This window comes from endosymbiont of Lamellibrachia barhami, assembly GCF_011947365.2.
Lineage (GTDB): Bacteria > Pseudomonadota > Gammaproteobacteria > Chromatiales > Chromatiaceae > QGON01.
Window position 1 is genome coordinate 437,463 of record NZ_JAAVSH020000001.1, and the last position, 20,877, is coordinate 458,339.

Genomic DNA, 20,877 nt, shown 5'->3' on the forward strand with positions numbered 1-20,877 from the left:
CAGATACATATTCGTAATCTGGCCATAGTTGCAGCACTGGAGCTCGACCTTTTTTCCGGACTGAGCGCCCTCACCGGTGAAACGGGGGCGGGTAAATCCATCCTGATCGACGCCCTCGGTCTGGCCCTCGGCGGCAAAACGGACAACAACATGATCAGGAGCGGCAGTGAGCGGGCCGAAATCACCGCCATCTTCGATATCTCCACCCTGCCGGAGATCCGCCACTGGCTCCAGGATCACTCCCTCGACGACGAGAACGACTGTCTGCTACGGCGTGTACTCACCAGAGAGAGCCGCTCCCGTGCTTACATCAACGGTCGTCCTGTCCCTCTCCAACAGGTCCAGGAACTGGGGCAACGTTTGGTGCAGATTCATGGCCAACACGCACATCAATCACTATTGCGCCCCCACTATCAGCGGCGTCTGCTCGATGCCTACGGGGGCCATCTCGCCCTGACAAAAACAGTCGATGAGTCATTCAGAGACTACCGCAAATCGTTTGAGCAGCTGGAAACCCTGCTGGCCGCTGCTGCAGACCGGACCTCCCGGCTGGATCTACTGCGATTTCAGGCCGATGAGTTGTCGCAGCTTGGTGCTTCCTGCGCAGAGATCGAGAAGCTGGACAGGGATCACAAGCGCCTGAGCCACCTGGAACGACTGCGAAATGGTTGTGGAGAGGTGATCGATGGGCTCGATGAGAACGAACCGTCACTACGCAGCCAACTTGCGCATCTGAGTGATGAACTCAGCGTACTACAGGGGCTGGACAGCCATCTCGAAGAACCCGGAGAGATACTGGCGAGCGCCCTGATTCAGGTGGATGAGGCCCTGATCGGCCTGCGTGACTACCTCTCAGGCCTTGAACTCGATCCCGAGAGCCTGCAACAGGTGGAAGAACGCATCGGCGCACTGCATGACATGGCGCGAAAATACCGGGTCAACCCGGTGCAACTCCCCCAACGCCTGCAGCGGATCCGGCAAGAGCTGGCGCAACTGGAGAACGCCGATGTGGCGCTGGAAACCCTGTCAACGCGCGTTGAAAAACAGCGGGAGGGGTTTTTAGGGCAGGCGGAAAAACTGAGCGGCAAGCGCCGTCAAACCGGCAAACGCCTGGCTCATGAGATCAGCGCTGCCATGCAACAGCTGGGGATGCCCGGTGGCCGTTTCGATGTCACCCTGAAGGAGATCAACGCAGCAGATGCCAACGGCTCAGGGCTTGAGCAGATCGAGTTCATGGTCTCCGCCAATCCAGGCATGCCTCTGCAGCCCCTCAACAAAGTGGCCTCCGGCGGTGAACTCTCCCGCATCAGTCTGGCCATCCAGGTCGCCACCATCCGTTACGGTGATACCCCGACCCTCGTATTCGATGAGGTCGATGTCGGCATCGGCGGCAGTGTGGCTGAGATCGTAGGCCAGATGCTGCGCACCCTCGGTGAGTCCAGGCAAATTCTCTGCGTCACCCACCTGCCCCAGGTAGCGGCACAGGCTCTGAACCACCTCCAAGTGCAGAAGAGCACGACCAATAAGCTGACCCGTACGGAAATCACCCCACTGGGGGATGAGAGCCGCATACAGGAGATCGCCCGCATGTTGGGCGGCATCGAAATCACTGAACAGACACTCGCCCACGCTGAAGAGATGATCTCCCTCGCGGACAGGCGGTGACGCTTTGCCAAATCCTGTCGATACAATTTCGTTAATAATCATTAACAACTGGCAGATTGACCTACCCTCCCTCTATTCACTATATTCTGTGACGCAGTTCTCGCTTTCCCTCCATTGGGTAGAAAACCAGAGGCCTAAGCAGGCAGATTTCAATCGATTTGAATTTCGGTTCCATGCCCTTTCCAGGAACCTTACAGAACACGATTGAACTCTAGAATAAAATAACGTTAAAAAACAAGTAGTTATGAAAGCTCAAAAACACAATGGAGGCAGACCCGTCAAGAAATCTTTTGTAACGCGGTATGTGCCGCCACTGGAAGATTACGACAGGCCACTGAGGGTCGGCCTGTTCGATATCAATGCGCGCCTCGAAAACATATTGCGTTACTTCTTCTCGGAAAACTGTCATGGCGATTTTGTCGTCAACGAGAACCCCCACTCCGCCGATATCTGCCTGATCGATCTGGATGGCCTCCACGGCAAATCTATCTGGGCAAGACATGCCGAGCTTCCACACCACTCTCCTACGATTCTTCTCTCCTTGCATGAGACACAGGCCGGAGGCGCGATTTGGCTGCGGAAACCATTACAGGCGAAACTGCTGCATGAAGTGCTGAAAAAGATCAGACAGCAACTACTGCAGGACCATCACCAACACAGGGAAGTAAATTCGACCACTCTGCCTTGGCCATCCGCTGAAACCGCCCCTACTCTCAGCCACCGTCAACAGGAACTGCAACGCACAATCAAAGCACTGCGGGTACGCCTGGCAAGAGAGAAGATCAGACGCATCGAATTACGCACACGCAGAGGTGTTGAGCAAACCAATAGCCTGCCGCCTGCCGATGTCCCATCCAGACAGGTTTCTATTGAAAGCCTGGGGAACAAGGTGGCCGAGATATTCATCGGTACCGCCCCAGATATGGATCTGCATAACAAAACACAACTCGCCCAGGCACAATACGACCCACAACACTTCTTGATCGGACGAGTGCTGGAGGCTGTCAAGCTTGCAGAAACCTATTGCCGGCCTGTCAGCATCTCCAGCCATCATGGCATAATCACCTTTATTCCAATGACCCGAGAAGTGTTGATTGAGATTGAAGAGCAGCAACTGCATTCACTCGCCTCTCAACCTATTGAAAAAGATGAGTACCTTCTCTCCTTGCAGGATTCGGTTTGTGACATGCCAGGCCGGACGCGCCGTCGTCCAATAGAGGCTTTCGTCTGGGAACTCACGCTCTGGAGCAGCTTGGGCCGTATGCCTGTCAGCACCAACCCCCACCAAACAGTCCGGCTTAAACACTGGCCCAATCTGACACGTCTGCAGATTTTCCCCCACGCCACACGGATTACTGCGCTCTGGTCACAGCAGAAACACTCGTTGACCACTACAGCCCAAGTGCTGAATATTCCTCAGCGCTACGTCTTTGCCTTTTACAGTGCCGCCCATGCCATCGGACTGGCAGCCACGGAGGTAGACATGGATACGGAAACTGATGCCCCGGCGCCAGCCATCAAATTTCATGGCAAACCCACACTCTTCAAAAGAATCCTGCATCAGTTGAAATTACACTGATTCTGACCCCTGTGAATAACCAATAACCAGTACCCAACAAGGTTGTATTGATGGACAGCTATAAAATACTCATTGCAGGACCGGTTGGCGCGGGGAAGACTACCGCAATCAGTAGTGTAAGCAAGATCCCCCCCCTGACTACTGAAGCCCTTGCGACTGACATCACCCGGGAATATAAAGAGACCACAACGGTTGCCATGGATTACGGATTGATGACGCTGTCCGGTATTGGAACGCTGCATCTATATGGCACACCAGGCGAGGTACGCTTCGACTTCATGTGGGATATTCTAAGCAAGGGCGGCGTTGGTCTGGTACTGCTTATCGACAGCTCACGCACCGACCCTTTCAGTGACCTACACTTTTTCCTCCGCTCATTTAAAAAGTTCATCACAAAAAACAGGGTTGCCATCGGCATTACCAAGATGGATCTCTGCACAACCCCCTCGGTTGACGAATATCAGGCACAATTGCGGAATATCCTTCCTAATATTCCCGTTTTTTCGGTAGATGCAAGAAATCATATCGACGTAGCATTACTCATCGAAGCGCTTATTTTTTCACTGGATCCGAAATTAGCTGCCTGACATGAATAACTATCTTCTGAAAAAAGGGTTGTTTGTACTGCCAACGCCAGCCGGTGCCTACTATTGCGTCTCCACACCAGACCCGACAATCGCCAGAATCATGCTGCGCGCCATGATGAATGGAGAATCGAGCCATCGTTTAGCCATGGAGACCCTGACATCATGGAGCCATGCCGATGAAGAAGAGACAATAGAAACCCTTTTAAAGTCCCAGACCATGGGCTGGATTGAAGGTTTTGAAGTGAGACAGCCTGCACCGGAGGGAATACTCGAGGATTTGTTGCCAAATCTGCTCCCGAAGCTTTCAGGCAGCGGCAAAGCAATACTGGCAGACGAACAGGGATTTTCCATCTGTTCCCTAGGGTTTTCAACGGACACAGCGATAAACTTGTCTGCCATCAGTGCAGATATTGCCTCAATGCACGAACGCCGACGCAATATTCTGCATGATAAACTGGAATTCTGGACCAGTGCATGGGCATTGGTGGATGCAGCAGGAAACAGCCAGGTTGGATTCTGGCCGATCTATATTGGTAAACACCGCTTTGTGCTCATCATCGGCGGAGTGCCACATCTCAATCAACCGGGCTTGACCCAGCTGATTTGGGCATTGAATAAGCGTTATGGAAGCCTCGGCGGATAGGAATACCGACTGTCACTTCCACGCTGCAAATCTGTCTGGAATTGAAGATGACAGGACAGAAGAGTACAAATAACTTTTAGATAATTGGGGACAGAATCATGCGTTCAGACATGCTGAACTCTATATTGAGTGATCTAAACGGCACTTCAGCCGACATTGAGGCATCCGGGGTCATCTCCACAGATGGCTTGATGATGGCAGCGCAACTGCCTGCGGGAATGGATGAAGACCGAGTTGGCGCGATGAGTGCCGCCATGCTCTCGCTGGGAGACCGCACAGCCCAGGAACTTTCCCGAGGTGAACTCGAACAGGTACTGATTAAAGGCAACAAGGGATATGTACTCATGATGCATGCCGGCGAAGAAGCGGTTGTCACCGTATTGGCAAAACCCACTGCCAAATTGGGTTTGATCTTTCTCGACGTAAAGCGTGCCGCAGAAAATATCGTTAAAATGATCTAAAACCCTTTATCTGCCAAAAACCCGATTACCCTAACCCTGGAACGAAATTGCACCTCATTACCCACCCAGGTCAAGAGCATCAGCTCCAGCACGTTCGGATGATCGATCCCGATATCGACGCCGCATTCCGTATTCCCGGAGCAAAGCAACTCTGGCTGAATGCCGGCAACTGGTGGGAGCAGGCTTTGAGTTATCTGGCCCGACAGATCACTCATGAGCCTTCCGACCTGCGCTCCCACGTGCAACGAATCTACCTCCACATACATCTCAGCGATGAGGCTGGCGTCACAGGCGCGCTGCTTGACCTGTATATCGCACTGGGAGAAAAAGGACAGCCACTGAGAACCCGTATGTTCATTTTTGCAGCACATCTGCTGAAACCACGCTGGATCGAGTATTTCATCCGCCATCAGGATACAGGGGTACTTTCATCAGACATCACCCCACCCGTCCATACATCTATGCTCACACTCGGATTAAGCGGAACACCGCAGGTCGTCAACAAGGAAAATGGGCAACAACTACTGACAGAAATACCTCCCAGTCTGACAATAGTGTCGGCGGCAAGAGATCCGCGAGGTTAGTGGTTCACTATTCCCGGCCCGGACATGAAGGTTTGTTGCAACGCCCATAGATAATCAGAGAGTGGTCCTCCATTTCGAACCCATGCTCCGCGGCAATCTCTTTTTGCCGTTCTTCAATAGTGGCATCCATAAACTCTTCCACCTTTCCACAGAGTACGCAGACGATGTGATCGTGATGCTCTCCACGATCCAATTCAAATACCGCGTGCCCTTCCTCAAAATTGTGCCGGGTAACCAAACCCGCCGCCTCAAACTGGGTCAACACCCGATAGACAGTCGCCAGACCGATCTCTTCGCCCTTTTCCAGGAGCATCTTATAGACATCTTCGGCGCTGACGTGGCGGGGCACACTCGCTTCAAGCAGCTCAAGAATCTTTACCCTTGGCAGGGTAACCTTCAAGCCCGCTTTTCTAATTTCCTGATTATCCACTTATCACTACTCCGCCTTCGTGTTTTTCAGAAGGTGATGAGGTATCATCCAACATTGATTTTTATTGAATTGTACTCGTAATGCAAAAGATTCCCATCTCTCTTTTGGTCGGCACTCTCCTCATCCTAGGCGGTTGTTCAAGCTGGAAGGACTTCTCCCTGGTCCATATTCCCGACATCCAACAGGGCAACATCGTCACCCCTGAAGTGGTGGCTGAACTCAAACCGGGAATAAGCCGAAGACAGGTGCGATTCTTACTCGGCACCCCCCTCCTGGTGGATGTCTTTCATCAGAACAGATGGGATTACCTTTTCAGCATAAAAAGGCGCAACGACCCTCTGGAAATCAAGCACTTTTCCGTCTTTTTCGACGGTGACTCAATGATCCGTTACAGTGGAGACATCAAACCTGCGGAGAACCTTGCTGAAGAGAAAGAAAAGAAAGAACTCGTAGTCAGCGTACCTGACTATACCGGCGAATTGGGTATCGTGGACAAGGCACTGCAAAAAGCAGGTCTCGATATCGAGGATGATTAGAACGCAAACGGTGTAGGCCAGATCAAGCGTAGCGGATCTGGCGTTTCGGAGCGACTAAATTCATGGAACCGCCGGTTCCGCTACGCTTGAACCGGCCTCTCACATTAGCTGCATAAAAAACGTCTAACCATCTCAACGCCCCTCGCCGCCACCTTTTCTCATCACCTTACCCTCGGCAGCGCGCTTCTTTCTCGCCTCCTTGGGATCAGCAATCAGTGGCCGATAGATCTCCACCCGGTCACCACTGTTCAATACCGTATCCTGCTTGGTGAGTTTGCCGAAAATACCCACCTTGACTGAGTCCGGATCTATCTCAGGAAACTGCTCCAGAACGCCTGACGATTCGATGGCCTTGCGCGCCGTCATGCCGGAGGCGCCTTCGACCTCCAGAATGACCTGCTCATCGAGCTTTCCATAGGCCACTTCCACCAGAATATCTTTATCAGTCACGATATACCTCATCTGCCCGCTTACAAAACGAATCTACCATCGTGGTGGCAATATGGTTAAAAATCTTGCCAAAAGCAGCATCGATCAATCTACCTGAGAACTCAAAATCCAGTACCAGCTCCACCTTGCTCGCATCGGCTTTGAGGGGAGTGAAACGCCAGCCACCCTGCAATTTTTTGAAGGGTCCATCACGCAGCTGAATATCCATCCGCTCATTGGCAACCAACGCATTGCAGGTTGAAAAACGCTGTCGAATACCGAGGCGGGAGACCTCCAGCTCTCCACAGATCTGATCCTCGGTTCTTGAGATCAGGCGACTTTCACTGCACCAGGGGAGAAACTCAGGATAAGACTCAAAATCACACACCAACCGGTACATCTCTTCCGCAGAGTGATGAACCAGGGCGCTTTTACTCACTATCGGCATACTCAGAAGATCCCGATAGCGTTAAGAAAGACGGCAACAACGGCCAATGGCGAAACATAACGGATCAATACCCGCCACAGGCCATAACGCCAGGCATGCATGGCAAACTCATCAACACTCGATTCCCGTTTCATCAGCCAACCGGCAAACAGCGCAATCAGCAAACCACCCAGCGGCAACATAATATTGGCTGCCAGATAGTCCAGCAGATCAAAGAATGTCATACCAAACAGCTTGTACTCATCTCCCGACCAGATATTGAAGGAGAAGATGCTGCCAAGTCCCAAAACCCAGGTCGTCATACCGATCACCCCAGCTGCACGTACACGGCTCAGGCCACGATTCTCCACCAGCCAGGCCACCGCCGGTTCGATCAGCGAGATCGCCGAGGTCCATGCTGCGAAGACCAGCAGGACGAAAAACAGAGTGCCAAAGAGCTGTCCGCCGGGCATGGCGCCAAAGGCAATCGGCAGGGTCTGAAAGATCAGCCCGGGGCCTGAACCGGGTTCCAGGCCATTGGCAAACACAATGGGGAATATCGCCATGCCTGCGACCAGCGCAACCAGGGTATCCAACAGGGCGATCAGCACCGCCGAGCGGGCGATAGAGATCCCTTTCGGCATATAGGAGCCGTAGACCATGATCGCCCCCATACCCAGACTCAAGGTAAAAAAGGCGTGTCCCATCGCCACCAGAATGGGGCTGCCGGATAGCTCACAACTTTCGGTTCCAGCGACAGTTTCACAGACGTAGAACAGCTTGCCGAAATCGGGTTCAAAGAGGAATCTCAGGCCGTCGATAAACGCCCCGGTACTCATCGCATAACCCAGCAGCACAAACAGCAGCACAAACAGCGCCGGCATCAGGTAGGTCACCGCCTTTTCCAGACCAGCCCGCACACCGCGGGCCACCACCGCCATGCTCATCAACATGAACAGGGTATGCCAAGCAATCAAGCGTTCCGGATCACCGGTAAGACCGGTGAAAACCGCCTGCACCCCCGCTGCATCGGCGCCATTGAAAAGCCCTCCGGCCACCCGAAAGACATAGGCCAAAGCCCAGCCGGCAATCACACTGTAGTAAGAGAGGATAATAAAACCGGCCAGCACACCACTCCAGCCAACCAGGGACCAGGCGGACGAAGCGCCCTCCTCCTTTGCCAGCGCCGTCATGGTGTTGATCGGACTCTGACGGCCGCGCCGTCCCAGCATCACCTCCGCCATCATGATCGGGATACCCACCATGGCAATACAGAGCAGATAGACCAGGACAAATGCACCACCGCCGTTCTCTCCGGTGATGTAGGGAAATTTCCAAATATTACCCAGTCCCACCGCTGAACCCGTGGCAGCCAGGATAAAGACCAATCTGGATGACCACTGGCCGTGGATGGATGTCCGTTCTGTCATGGCGGAAACTGTTTCCCCTGAAGCGCTCGATCGAAAGCGATTTATTCTCCGTGAAATCAGCCCCTATAACAAGGCAGGGCTGGCCGATGGATGCCCACTCGCATAGAATGCGCCGATGGCAAAAAATTCAAAATCAGCGAAATCCACCGGCGGCTCGACCATCGCCCTCAACAAGAAGGCGACGCACGACTTTTTTATCGAAGAGCGTTACGAGGCGGGCATCGCCCTGCAGGGATGGGAGGTCAAGAGCCTGCGCGAAAAACGTGTGCATATCAAGGAGAGCTACGTCATCATTCAGAATGGCGAGGCCTACCTCTTTGGCGCCCATATCACCCCCCTCAAAACCGCCTCCACCCATGTCACGACCGATCCGACCCGCAGCCGAAAACTGCTGCTGCACCGCCGAGAACTGAGCAAACTCATCGGCCTGGTGGAGCGAAAAGGCTACACCCTGGTTCCCACCGCGCTCTACTGGAAAAAAGGCTTCGCCAAACTGGAGATCGGTCTGGCCAAAGGTAAAAAGCAGCACGACAAACGCAGCAGCGACAAAGACCGTGACTGGAAGCGGGAGAAAGAACGAATCTTCAAGCGAGGCTAATCCAGTCTCACTCCGGCATGGCGCGGAACTTCCCGCTCCTTTATACTGTCTACTCTTGAGACTTGAGAAAAGTTTCTCCTTGGGGGCGACGTAGGCTTCGACGGGGGTTACAAAACCTTAGGTGCATGTCGAGGGGCAGATAACCTCGTAAAACCAGCTGCAAACTTATAGTTGCCAACGACGACAACTACGCACTCGCTGCTTAAACCCCAGTAGGGTGCCGTCTGACTGGAGCCGTGCTTATGCGTCCAGGGTCTTCGGATCAATCAGGCGTCATATCTCATAGGATCGCGATGAAGCTTGTTCGGGGCGGATTCGTTAAAACTCTACCGAAATCGCTATCTGCACACCCTGTCCGTCGGGTGGCAGCCAGCTAAAAATAATAGACCGGACTAAGCATGTAGAACCTACGGCAGAGGACTCGCGGACGGCGGTTCGAATCCGCCCGCCTCCACCAAACCAAAAGGCCAGCCCCTCACGGGCCGGCCTTTTTTCTTGCCGCCGGCATAAAATACCCCGCCCTCTTCGATCGATTTGCAGTATCAGTCCACACCCTTATACGCATTTGGCGAATAGAGATATTTCTGGAAGCCGACAAACAACTCCCTGATTTCGGTCATGTTGCCCAATGACGCGGGGACATCATTGACACCATGGAATTTCAGCTCGACCAACCCGGGCAGTTTTTCCTGGGCAAGCTCCCCCACGCCCTGCTTGATATAGTGATCCAGTACAAAGCTGAGAAATCCCTGTTGCGCATAATCGTATTTGGAGTAGATCAGTTCATGGTGCGCGGAGACCCTGTCAAAGCGGGTCACCGGGGGTAAGGCAAAGGCGATATAGGCCAACACATCGAACAGATCGCTCTTTTCGGCTTCTACCAACCTGCCGATCTCTGCCAACTGCTCAATGCCGTATCCTCTCTCTTCCAGTCCCTCCAGCAGCGCTTTACGGGTATCAGGCCTGCCCCAGAGAGATCGCAACTCATCCTCATCCTTGAACAGTTCCGGCAGGTCACCGAACAGGCGTTCAATAAACTGCGCTGCCGACATAGGCTTTCCGTCAGGGCTCCAGAATGTGGTCGCGGTCATGTGTTTGATAGTGCGGTACTTGCCGTCTGCCAGCTTCACCTTGATTTTGCGCTTTTTCCCACAGACACAGGGATACTTCCCACATACCTCGCAGGGTTCAGGCGGGACAGGAATACAGACACAGGGCCGCTCGCCACAGACAGAACAGGGATCGGGTGTTCCAACCGGACACTCACAGGGAATCTTCCCACAAGTACCACACGGCTCTGGCGGTAACGGCTCCCCATCCCACTCATCATCATTGAAATGTTCATAAGCCTTCACGAAGTCATAAATCGTGAAGTAGTCTTTGCCGTCGAACAGGCGAGTGCCCCGTCCGATGATCTGCTTGAACTCAATCATGGAGTTGACCGGCCGCATCAGTACGATGTTGCGGATGTTCCGCGCATCAACGCCGGTGGATAACTTCTGCGAGGTGGTCAGAATCGTCGGGATGGTCTTTTCATTGTCCTGGAAGATACGCAGGAAACGCTCACCTTCAGTACCATCGTTCGCCGTTACCCGCACACAATAGTTCGGATCTTTGCTCTGCTTGGCCTGATTGATCAGATTGCGCACCGCCAGCGCATGACCCTGGGTGGCGCAGAAGACCAGCGTCTTCTGGCGCTGCTCGATCATCCGCATGAACAGCCCGACGCGGAACTTCTCACGCGCCTCGATCTCGATGACCCGGTTGAAATCGTCCTCGCTGTAGCGCCGCCCCTGCTCGATCTCCCCCTCGATGATCTCGTCGTCGGAGGTATAGACATAGTCGTCCAGCGTGGTGGCAATCTGCTGCACCTTGAACGGGGTCAGAAAGCCATCGTTGATGCCCTCCTTCAGCGAGTAGATATAGACCGGCTCACCGAAATAGCGATAGGTGTCCGCATTGCCCTCACGTCTGGGGGTCGCCGTCAGACCGAGCTGCACAGCCGATGAAAAATAGTCCAGAATCCCGCGCCAGTTGCTCTCGTCATTAGCGCCGCCACGATGACACTCATCGATGACGATGAAATCGAAGAAATTCGCCGGATACTCGCCAAAGGCAGGCTTCGCATTGCCCTCGGCATCCTGTCCCGTCATGAAGGTCTGAAAGATAGTGAAGAAGAGACTACCGTTCTTCGGTACCCGGCCCTTCTTGCGGATGATCTCGGGATCGATGCGCACCAGCGCATCATCGGGAAATGCAGAAAAACTGTTGTAGGCCTGATCTGCCAGAATATTGCGATCCGCCAGAAAGAGGATGCGCGGTCGACGAATCGGCTCGCCGGTCAGGTTCCAGCGACTGTGGAACAGCTTCCAGGCGATCTGGAAGGCAATCGCCGTCTTGCCGGTGCCGGTCGCCAGCGTAAGCAGTATGCGATCCCGTCCCCCGACGATGGCCTCCAGGGTCTGATTGATGGCGTTGTGCTGGTAAAAACGCGCCTGCCAGAATCCACCCTTGTCCTCAAACGGCACCTCGCCGAAGCGATTGCGCCAGCTATTCTCTTCTGCAAAGGTTTCGGCCCACAGCTCATCCGGCGTGGGATAGTTCTCAACGTACCCCTCAGCCCCGCCCTGCATATCGATGCGGTAGATACCAAGACCATTGGTGGAGTAGGCAAAGCGGGCCTGCAGACGCCCTGCGTAGCGTTTGGCCTGGGCCACTCCTTCGGTATCGGGCAGATCCAGCCGTTTGGCCTCGATGACTGCCAGCTTCTGCCCCTTGTGGAACAGCACATAGTCGGCGATATCCTGCTTCGCCCGCTTGTTACCGCCACCTTGCAGACGTCCCAGGGTTATCATCTCCCGGCGAACCCGGCTGCCTTCCACCACACCCCAGCCCGCCGCTTTGAGGGCGGGGTCGATCAGTTCGGCGCGGGTTTCGGCTTCGTTCATTTTTCCATCACCTGGAGAAAATCGCTCCACTCTGCTTGATCAACTCAATAAACTGGATACAGGGAACATCGACGTCAGGCAAAGCACATACGGCTGGAATCTTACATTTTGACATCACTTTAGGTAGCCCGAACTGCCTGCCTTCATCTGAGACCAATTGAAGGCCTGATATCTTTGCGATCGCAATGATAAGAAGATCATTCTCCCCAACTCCCTTGGGATGATAATTATCCTCATCTATCCCAAGCAGATGCTTGATTGCCATGGCTTGCTGTAATGACTGATTGCTTAAGGGCAGGATCTTGATGCCTTTCTCCTTCAGCCATTTGCCACATTCGGGTGATTTTCTGGCTACCTCCTCATAAGCAACCTGGGGGATAGTAAACTGGCTGGCTATAATCTGCTCCTCCAGCCAATCCCATAATGGCGGAAAATTTTCGATAGGATAATTATCCCAGGCATGCAGAACGGAAGAGGCATCAAATGTGTACATGCGTTTCTTCCAATCGACGCAAATCTTTTATTTTCAGGTTATCAAGATAGGTACTGGCCCGCGCCAGCGTGATCTGCTTTCCATGCAGAGCATTGAGCACGGTATGCACAAAGGGTTCACCAAATATTCTTATGGGCTCCTTGTAACGATAACGACTGCCTCCGCCTGTCTCTTTTGGAGGTGGCAGAGACTGCTTCCATTGGCGATATGCCTGGTAGCTTTCCCGTAGCAACAGGCCTTCGTTGAGCATACGCCTCAGGATCACCTCGGTACTGACGCACCAGCGCCGACAGTAGCTTTGCAGGTAGCTGTCGTAAGCTACAACATCCTTACCGGGGAAATTGTTCAGATCCAGCTGTCCGAGTTGCTCATCTGGAACCAGAACATTACCGGCAAATTCATTGGCAGCCTTCTCCTTCCCCTGATAGCTGAAAAAATCGTCCTCATCGTCGATAAAACTATCCTTGTGTAACAAGAGATGAGCCAACTCATGCATCATGGTAAATGCCTGTGGTCCTTCTGTTTTTTGCTTTTTAATCGTTATGGTCGGAAAGCTGGGGTAATAGAGAGAGAAACCACGAATTGGGTTTTCTTTGGCGATCTGCCACTGACCTTTGTAACCATTACTGATAAAGACCAGGATACCCTTGGACTCAACGGCGCGTCTCAGTTCACTAAGTTCCATCCCATCAACCAGACCCAGCCAGCGCCTAACGGCATAAGCGGCCTGTTTTACGTTGCGGGGATCAAGTTTGAAGTCTATGGGATACCACGCTGTTTCCACTTCTTCGCCAAGGTCTTCCAGCAGGCTGATATAGACCTGGCGCTGCCTCTCTATACGCTCCACAAACGCCGTAAGTTTCGGAGAGAGTTCAGGCTTTTGGTTAGTGATGGTGCGGAACTGGGCAGAGTGGACTTTCGCCTCATTGACAGGGCCGTGCTCTAGAAAGAACAGCATCCCCCGGTTAAACTGAGAGGCTATCTTGCGCAGTTGATTGATACTGAGAACATCCTCTCCCTGCATTGCGCTTTCAAGGGTTGCCAGTGCAATACCCACCTCTCTGGATAACTGCTCCAAAGAGAGTCCCTGCTCTTCACAGCACCAGAGAATCCGTTGCGGGTTAATTGCCTGAATCTTGTCCATAAAAACTATATTAACAGCAGCCTGGAGATTTTTCTTTGCTGAAAGTCAGGGGTCGGAGTCAGAAAGTCAGGGGTCAATTCGCCGGAGAAGGCTTTTTGCAGGAGGGATTGTTTGAGTTCGGTTAGGGCGGTGAGTTTTTGTGTAAAAATAGCCTCTAGTTGCTTCGACTGATCAGACATTTTATCCAGCGCATCAACAAATCTAACTTGCTCAGTCAAGGAAGGAAAAGGAACCTTGATCGAGTTCAAGGACCTTTGATTCAATTTTGGTTGTGCCATGCCAGAAACATAAGATTTCAGAGAAATGGAGTTCAAATAGTATTCAACAAATTTTTGTGAACTGGCATCGTTGAACCTGAGAACATGCGCATGATTATTAACCCAGGCTTTGCCACTAATAGAAAACGCGATTGGGTATGTTCTCGCCAGCAAATTCGCACCATCCTCAGAGACAAGAAGTAAGTCCTCATCGAAAAGACAATCCGCGACGTGATCAACCACACCAGATGCACCGTAGTATGGAATATCGCCATGAATCCGCTTTGATTTGGTTATTGGCACACGCTTGCTGTCCAAATTTTCACATATATGTCCGAGATTTTCTTGAGTCCAATTATCACTGTCGCAGTTAAACACACAGCTCAAATAACTCTCAAACAACTCACGGGCATTGGCGAGGTTCTTTTCGGCATTGGCGGTGGCCGCCGCGATCCCCTCGAAGGCTTGATCGAGAATAGCGACGATGCGTTTTTGTTCTTCGAGTGACTCCGGGAACGAAACGACAAACGAATTAGTTAGTTTTGATCTCGGCAATTCAGTTTGGCCGCTGGCACCTTCACCACTAGAGATGATTTCATCTTCAATCTTAACCAACATGTAGCCAAAGTATTCAGGGTAGAACATACCATCGATTGGGCGAACAATCGTTACGTGCGTATCAACAGTAGTAGGTTCACTGGGCTCTGCTCGAACTTGTGCGACACGGCCCAGTGTTCCTGTACCTGTCGAGTTAACAAGAACATCTCCAAATCGTATATAACGCTCTGGATTTATAGCTTTAGTTAAAATGTCATGGCGTCGCGACTGGTCAAGGCTAATCCTATGGTTACGGATACATTCGCTGCCAGCCATGGAGAGCGAAGCGAAGGCTGGTAGTCCCCGGTAGCCGTGAGGCCGCACTGCTTACCCGTCGTGCGCGTAGCGCGCCAGAGGGGAAGCAAAGTAGGCATCCGAACACGGCGTCAAGTCATCTCGGGAGCTGACTACGGAGCGGCAACGAGCTTGCGAGGTTGTCGCGTAGTGTCAGTGACCGGGACGACCGGGGCACTAATAGGTTGTCGAAGGCCGAGTCGATTTTGGGGACTGGGATGTCCCAAAATCTTTCACGAGGTCGAAGACTCGCTTGTCTGATTGATGACGCAGATGCCATCAGTATCGGTATATTTTGGGGCGACACCACGTTTGATTAGTTCGCAGACTTCACCCAATAGAACCTCTTTCCACCCTTCCCTCACAACAACCCCCGAATCCCTTCCAGAATCCTCGCACTCTCCACATCCAGTGCGGCGATCTCGGCAATGATCACCTCCGGTTCCCGCAACGGCGCTTCCTCGGCCTTGTTGGGATTCTTCACCGAGAGATCCACGCTGTCGGTATCCAAATCGCCGATTGCCACACTCCAGGATTTATCAGACTCGGCAAAACTGGCCTGAAGTTCAACAAACTCTTTCAAGTCATCGTCGTTGAGGGGGTTGGTCTTGCCCAGGTTTCTGCCGGGATCGAGCTGGTAGTACCAGATGTTTCGCGTCGGCACGCCCTTCTCGAAGAAGAGCACCACGGTTTTTACCCCCGCGCCCTGAAACGTGCCCTGGGGACAGTCAAGAATGGTGTGCAGGTTGCAGCTCTCCAGCAGCTCCCGGCGCAGGGCGCGGGCGGCGTTGTCGGAGTTGGAGAGGAAGGTGTTTTTGATCACCACCGCGCCCCGGCCACCGGCCTTGAGGTATTTGATGAAGTGCTGCAGGAAGAGAAACGCCGTCTCGCCGGTCTTGATGGGGAAGTTCTGCTGCACCTCCTTGCGCTCCTTACCGCCGAAGGGCGGATTGGCAAGCACGATATCGAAGCGATCCTTCTGCTGAATATCGGCCAGATTCTCGCTCAAGGAGTTGGTGTGGACGATGTTGGGGGTCTCGATACCGTGCAGGATCATGTTCATGATCGCGATGACGTAGGCGAGGGATTTCTTCTCCTTGCCGTAGAAGGTGCGGGTTTGCAGGGTTTTGAGCTGGCTGGTGGTGAGTTTTTTCTGCCGCAGGTAGTCGTGGGCCTCGCAAAGAAAGCCCGCCGAGCCGACAGCACCGTCGTAGATGCTTTCGCCGAGTTTGGGCTTGGTCACTTGGACCATGGCGCGGATCAGTGGGCGCGGGGTGTAGTATTCGCCGCCGTTGCGTCCGGCGTTGCCCATGTTCTTGATCTTCGCTTCATAGAGGTGAGACAGCTCATGCTTCTCCTGCTGGGAGCGGAAACGCAGACCGTCGATCAACTCCAGCGCATCGCGCAGGCTGTAGCCACTGCTGAACCTGTTCTTGATCTCACCAAACACCTCACCGATCTTGTACTCGATGGTGTCGGGGCTTGAGGCGCGCTGTTTGAAGCCGTGCAGATAGGGGTAGAGTTTGCGGTTGACGTAGTCGATCAGGTCGTCGCCGGTGAGGGCGGCATCGTGGTCAAAATCACCGTTTGGGGTTTTCGGCGCGGCCCAGGCCGACCAGCGGTAGTTGTCATCAATGATGAAGCTGTAGGGCTTGCCGAGCAGTTCGGCCTGCATCGCCCGCTCCTGCTCCAGATCATCCAGATATTTCAGGAACAGCATCCAGGAGGTCTGCTCAGTGTAGTCCAGCTCCGTGGTGCAGCCCGCCTCTTTCCAGAGTACATCGTCGATATTCTTGAAGGTCTGTTCGAACATGGGTGAAACTATTCCCTCTTTCTTATTATTGGTTGAGCCGCACCATACCGAATCAAAATGTGATGGCTATGAGTGTCTTGAGCTTTCCCCGGCAACGGCGAATATACTACACTGGACAATCTGAGGCTGAAATGATGTGTCCTGACTGCTCACGCTATGAACTAATAGTGACGAGAAAAATTAATTTGGGGGTACATGTAATACAAAGCGATGGATTATTAATCTATATTCAACAACTTATAACTACTTTTTGAATCCGCCATACCCACCATTTCAAGATCCAAAGCAATCCAATAAAGAGCCTAAGCCCGCGTAACTGTAGGCTTTTTTATGCACTATTAAGCTCTCGTTCAGTATTCCCTTGTTATCGTTACCAGTAAGAGAGGAATTCAACCGCTCTCCTGGAGGTTCAAAATGCGCAACAAGAGCCTGATCACCGCACTCTCCGCATCCACATTGATTCTGGTCTCCCTTGGAGTCCCGCTGGCTGCGGTAGCAGAACCCTATGATGAAGCAGGCATGATCAAGGTCGGCGACTACAGCTATCGTGCCGAGCAATCACGCAAGCATGAACGCTGGCGCCATAAGGAGCGCCGTCATTCCCAGCACCACCGGCATTGGAAAAGCAATCGTCACCATTGGGGATATCCGGCATACCGCTATCCAAGGCACCACTACTATTACGACGATGCGCTTGGAGCATTCGTCTTGGGGGGTCTCCTGGGATACTACCTGAATGAGTGATGTGGATGTAGCCAAATGTAGTTAACCGGGGCAGCAATCAACGCTGCCCCTTTCAGTTTATATTACGAGGTATAGGGATTTTCGCCTTGTGGTGAATCCCACAAAGCTGCCGTCGGAAGCATTGTTGCGGCAAATACGGACCTGGTCCGTGGGGATCCGGTATAATCAGGCCGCCACCCCTGTCGAGGTGGATCCGTCCATGCATTTTTCCCAAGTGTCCAGCTGCGAGTGGATGCGGAAGGCGGATCGACGCATCGCACTAGAACGGGTATTGCAATTGCTGGATCACGAAGAATGGGTGTTGCGCGACAGCTTGCGGGTGGGAACGAGCAGTCATCACTTTGACAGGCCCAAGGTCATTATAGGGCAGGATAGATAAGGCGCAGTGAATGAGAGTAGGAGACAGACCGTCGGCTGGGGTGATGGGAATCATGATTTCCCTGGGTTTGGCGCTCGCTGTCGGCCCCGCCGAAGCAGAGACCGAAGCGGAAGAAAACTGGTTAGACTACTCGGTGCATGGGGTCGGCGAGACCCTGGACGCAGGCGCCAACTGGTTCGACCGTTTCTTCGGGGATGAGCGGGATGCGGAGGAGACCGATGCGGTGGTCCATCTGCGTCTGATTCAAGATCTGCGCTTCGAATCGCGCAATGAAATGACCTACGACCCGAAGTTCCGCCTGCAGGTGAAACTGCCGCGACTGCAACGCAAGGCCCGGCTGGTGATCGAGGGAGGAACCGAAGAGGGTCGCCTGACCGATTCAGAGGTGCCGCTGCCCAGCGCCACAGCTACCGGAGCCACCAATGCCAGCGGTGCCAGCCTGCGCTTCGATGTGCTGGATCAGGCGATGAAAAAGTTGTCCTTTTCCGCCGGGTTCCGGCTCAACCCCCTGGCCACCAAACTCCGGACGCGTTACCGTGAGGCTTGGCGTTACGATGAAGATTGGTTGACCCGACTGGCCGGCACCGGCTTTTGGGACTCCCTGGACGGCTTTGGCGCCGATCTGCGCGGTGATATAGAGCGCGCCCTGCCCGGTGGGGATATGCTGCGCTGGAGCAACTACGGGATTCTCTCCGAGATCAGCAACGGTGTGGAGTGGAGCAGCGAATTCACCTATTTCTACCGGGACTCTTCCCACCGGGCCATCGCCTTCGACGCCGGCGTGTTCGGGCAGACCCAACCCGATTTTCAGGCCAACACCTATCGGGTCCGTGCACGTTATCGGCGCAACTTCTACCGCCCCTGGCTCTTCTACGAAGTGATCCCGGAAGTCTATTGGCCCCTGGATGACAACGGTGGCGGTCGTGACATCAATACAGCCCTGTTCCTGCGTCTGGAGATCCTCTTCCGCAAGGATGACCCAGGTTAGGCGGGTAGGCATGGGATGCTGTCCATCCGAAAGCATTATGCGACGACCAATTTTTGATGCCACCACTCCAGCGTTCAGGCCGATGCTCTTTTGCCGCTTCGTGAACCGCCTTGCGGTTGAGTGCTAAATAAATATGTCCCTCTACCGCCGGCCCTCTTTACCTGGCTCCATGTTGAAAGCGATCCCCACTCCCAATTTTTTCTGCCCCTGTTATTTACCTTTTACTAAAGGCACCCACCACGAAGTTTAACAGCCCAAATGAAACAGCCTTCGTACGCTCCGTGTCCAGCTGCGCGGCGGCTTTAGTGGTATTGGGATCCTTTCCTGCGCTTTTCCCGGTTGCTGCTGCATGCATATTTTTGACTGATCCTGAGACCGAATTAATCTTCTGTGTCAAGGCATAGAGGTCAACCCCTAGCTGTGCCCCATTGCCTGCCACACTGACCGCCCCTGCTCCAGCGCCTACGGCACCAACCACTCCAACCAGTGATGAGCTTGCAGCTTTGATAGAGAATAAAGCATCGGTGAGAGTGTCAACGAAATCGATCGCTATGGCACCCATCTTGATAAATGCATTTCCGGTGAGAAAAACATGATACCCGGAGGTTCCCACTTCGAACTTGTGCGGCCCTTTGTATTGACCCAGCATTAACTCATAACCTGCCTGGCGAAGATGGAAGCCGATGCCAAAGAATTTTTGAATGATCGCTGCGGTAAAAGTACCTTTGATCACTGCTGGCCCCAAGTTAAACAGAATCTCGCCAATGCTGACTGAGACAGAGAGCTCCACCGCAGAGAAACGCCCGGTAGGATCAGAGAAGAATACCGGATTTGCATTGGCATAGAGGTAACGGTGCAGGGAGACAGGATCACGTAACACACCTTCAAACGGATCCCGGCCAACAAAACGTCCCGTCGCAGGATCATAGTCACGCGCCCGCATATGCACCAAACCGGTGGTGGGGTCGACACGTTCACCGGAATAGCGATAGGGATTGGTGGTTGAACCGAACTGACTCAACTCTTGGCCAAACGCCTGGTACTGGTAAGTATCGGTAAGATTACCGGCACTGTCCGTCAGCAGACGTACATTCTGCCTGCCATCCCTGTGCAGGTAGTGCGTCACGCCACTGCGACTCTGTGCCAACATTTGGTTACCGTAAAAATATTCAGCTATCGGGTTTGCCGCGCTGTCGTAGTCACCCAGCACCTGCGACACACCCGTCGGGTTGATTGGATCAATCAGGAAGTGAGTGGTCGCCGCCGATTCAGTCCGTTGGTTACGATTACCCTGGGCATCGTAGCCATAGGTCACAGCACCACTGGATGCGTTTACTGAGGTCAGCTTGTTTTCAAAGTCAAAGTCATAGGTCGTCAGCCCGCCGCCATCGACCCGTGAGCGCCGGTTGCCATTGGAATCATAGGCGTAACTTGTGCTGCCTGCTGAAAGCAGTTTATCTGCGCTGTCATACAGATAAACGATGGTGGTGCCGCCCAGATCGATGGTACTGGTTCGGTTTCCGACCTCATCATAGATGTAGTTGCGGTCAAAGATCAGAGTGTTGAAAATATTCCTGTGGATCTCGCGCGTGAGACGCCTCAGATCATCATACTCATACTCAACAGACGAACCGTCAGTCTGTGTCACGCGGGTTCTGTCACCGATTGCATTGACCTCGTAGTGGAAGCGTTCCAGTTCAACACCCGCCTTGCTATGCACCTGCAGAGAGAGTCGGCTCTGACTGTCATAGGTATAGGTCGTGACAACACCATTGGGGTAATCGATGCTGGCCAGATTACCTATGGCATCATAGGCATAGGTGGAGATGTTGCTATCTGGGTCAACCACCG

20 protein-coding genes and 1 other RNA gene are annotated in these 20,877 nt (G+C 53.2%); 11 read left to right on the forward strand and 10 right to left on the reverse strand.

Annotated features, from left to right (window positions below; all coding sequences use genetic code 11):
- The 6 genes from recN to G9Q73_RS01850 form a co-directional block, all read left to right on the forward strand.
- Nucleotides 1-1,665 (forward strand): DNA repair protein RecN (gene recN, locus G9Q73_RS01825; protein WP_177418230.1); only part of this gene is annotated, 1,665 nt, incomplete at its 5' end.
- A 244-nt stretch (nt 1,666-1,909) separates the two neighbouring features.
- A complete protein-coding gene (locus tag G9Q73_RS01830) occupies nt 1,910-3,244 on the forward strand; it encodes a hypothetical protein (protein ID WP_177418231.1) in 1,335 nt (444 codons plus the stop codon).
- Nucleotides 3,245-3,294: 50 nt separating this feature from the next.
- Nucleotides 3,295-3,831: a GTP-binding protein gene (locus tag G9Q73_RS01835; protein ID WP_177418232.1), complete on the forward strand. Its 537-nt coding sequence runs from the start codon at nt 3,295-3,297 to the stop codon at nt 3,829-3,831.
- A 100-nt stretch (nt 3,832-3,931) separates the two neighbouring features.
- On the forward strand, nt 3,932-4,474 hold the full coding sequence (locus tag G9Q73_RS01840; RefSeq protein WP_177418233.1) for a hypothetical protein: 543 nt from the start codon (nt 3,932-3,934) through the stop codon (nt 4,472-4,474).
- Between the two features lie 98 nt (nt 4,475-4,572).
- Nucleotides 4,573-4,935 (forward strand): roadblock/LC7 domain-containing protein, encoded by a 363-nt coding sequence (locus G9Q73_RS01845; protein WP_177418234.1) that lies wholly within the window; start codon nt 4,573-4,575, stop codon nt 4,933-4,935.
- A gap of 98 nt (nt 4,936-5,033) precedes the next feature.
- On the forward strand, nt 5,034-5,519 hold the full coding sequence (locus G9Q73_RS01850) for a hypothetical protein (RefSeq protein WP_177418235.1): 486 nt from the start codon (nt 5,034-5,036) through the stop codon (nt 5,517-5,519).
- 7 nt (nt 5,520-5,526) lie between these two features.
- Here G9Q73_RS01850 and fur read toward each other — a convergent pair whose 3' ends face one another.
- Nucleotides 5,527-5,949 carry a ferric iron uptake transcriptional regulator gene (gene fur / locus G9Q73_RS01855; protein WP_177418236.1) on the reverse strand — a complete coding sequence of 141 codons (423 nt, stop codon included), beginning with the start codon at nt 5,947-5,949 and terminating at the stop codon, nt 5,527-5,529.
- A gap of 80 nt (nt 5,950-6,029) precedes the next feature.
- Here fur and G9Q73_RS01860 point away from each other — a divergent pair, with 80 nt between their 5' ends.
- The gene (locus G9Q73_RS01860; RefSeq protein ID WP_177418237.1) at nt 6,030-6,485 is read left to right on the forward strand and encodes an outer membrane protein assembly factor BamE; all 456 of its coding nucleotides are present in this window, start codon (nt 6,030-6,032) and stop codon (nt 6,483-6,485) included.
- A 132-nt stretch (nt 6,486-6,617) separates the two neighbouring features.
- Here G9Q73_RS01860 and G9Q73_RS01865 read toward each other — a convergent pair whose 3' ends face one another.
- Genes G9Q73_RS01865 through G9Q73_RS01875 form a run of 3 tightly spaced genes read right to left on the reverse strand, consistent with a single transcriptional unit; the run spans nt 6,618 to nt 8,771 of the window.
- Nucleotides 6,618-6,935, reverse strand: a complete 318-nt coding sequence (locus G9Q73_RS01865; protein WP_369408807.1) for an RnfH family protein — start codon at nt 6,933-6,935, stop codon at nt 6,618-6,620.
- Entirely contained in the window at nt 6,928-7,362 is a 435-nt protein-coding gene (locus G9Q73_RS01870; protein ID WP_177418239.1) for a type II toxin-antitoxin system RatA family toxin, read from the reverse strand. Before G9Q73_RS01870 ends, G9Q73_RS01865 begins: the two co-directional genes overlap by 8 nt.
- A gap of 2 nt (nt 7,363-7,364) precedes the next feature.
- Complete coding sequence (locus G9Q73_RS01875) at nt 7,365-8,771, reverse strand: sodium-dependent transporter (RefSeq protein WP_177418240.1); 1,407 nt, start codon at nt 8,769-8,771, stop codon at nt 7,365-7,367.
- A gap of 115 nt (nt 8,772-8,886) precedes the next feature.
- Here G9Q73_RS01875 and smpB point away from each other — a divergent pair, with 115 nt between their 5' ends.
- Nucleotides 8,887-9,369: an SsrA-binding protein SmpB gene (gene smpB, locus G9Q73_RS01880; RefSeq protein WP_177418241.1), complete on the forward strand. Its 483-nt coding sequence runs from the start codon at nt 8,887-8,889 to the stop codon at nt 9,367-9,369.
- An 81-nt stretch (nt 9,370-9,450) separates the two neighbouring features.
- Nucleotides 9,451-9,826: a transfer-messenger RNA gene (gene ssrA / locus G9Q73_RS01885) on the forward strand.
- An 85-nt stretch (nt 9,827-9,911) separates the two neighbouring features.
- Here ssrA and hsdR read toward each other — a convergent pair.
- From hsdR to G9Q73_RS01910, 5 genes are all read right to left on the reverse strand, one after another.
- Nucleotides 9,912-12,317 (reverse strand): EcoAI/FtnUII family type I restriction enzme subunit R, encoded by a 2,406-nt coding sequence (hsdR, locus tag G9Q73_RS01890; RefSeq protein WP_177418242.1) that lies wholly within the window; start codon nt 12,315-12,317, stop codon nt 9,912-9,914.
- A gap of 7 nt (nt 12,318-12,324) precedes the next feature.
- Nucleotides 12,325-12,810, reverse strand: a complete 486-nt coding sequence (locus G9Q73_RS01895) for a DUF4411 family protein (RefSeq protein WP_177418243.1) — start codon at nt 12,808-12,810, stop codon at nt 12,325-12,327.
- Nucleotides 12,797-13,954, reverse strand: a complete 1,158-nt coding sequence (locus G9Q73_RS01900) for a helix-turn-helix domain-containing protein (protein WP_177418244.1) — start codon at nt 13,952-13,954, stop codon at nt 12,797-12,799. The genes G9Q73_RS01895 and G9Q73_RS01900 overlap by 14 nt, the downstream gene beginning before the upstream one ends.
- A gap of 5 nt (nt 13,955-13,959) precedes the next feature.
- Nucleotides 13,960-15,084, reverse strand: a complete 1,125-nt coding sequence (locus G9Q73_RS01905) for a restriction endonuclease subunit S (RefSeq protein WP_177418245.1) — start codon at nt 15,082-15,084, stop codon at nt 13,960-13,962.
- A 379-nt stretch (nt 15,085-15,463) separates the two neighbouring features.
- A complete protein-coding gene (locus tag G9Q73_RS01910) occupies nt 15,464-16,915 on the reverse strand; it encodes a class I SAM-dependent DNA methyltransferase (protein WP_177418246.1) in 1,452 nt (483 codons plus the stop codon).
- A gap of 414 nt (nt 16,916-17,329) precedes the next feature.
- On the opposite strand from G9Q73_RS01910, the gene G9Q73_RS01915 reads away from it, so the two are divergent.
- Nucleotides 17,330-17,659, forward strand: a complete 330-nt coding sequence (locus G9Q73_RS01915; protein WP_177418247.1) for a hypothetical protein — start codon at nt 17,330-17,332, stop codon at nt 17,657-17,659.
- 431 nt (nt 17,660-18,090) lie between these two features.
- Nucleotides 18,091-19,026 (forward strand): hypothetical protein, encoded by a 936-nt coding sequence (locus G9Q73_RS01920; RefSeq protein ID WP_177418248.1) that lies wholly within the window; start codon nt 18,091-18,093, stop codon nt 19,024-19,026.
- A 214-nt stretch (nt 19,027-19,240) separates the two neighbouring features.
- Here G9Q73_RS01920 and G9Q73_RS01925 read toward each other — a convergent pair whose 3' ends face one another.
- Nucleotides 19,241-20,875: an RHS repeat domain-containing protein gene (locus tag G9Q73_RS01925; protein ID WP_177418249.1), complete on the reverse strand. Its 1,635-nt coding sequence runs from the start codon at nt 20,873-20,875 to the stop codon at nt 19,241-19,243.
- Nucleotides 20,876-20,877: the final 2 nt, after the last annotated feature.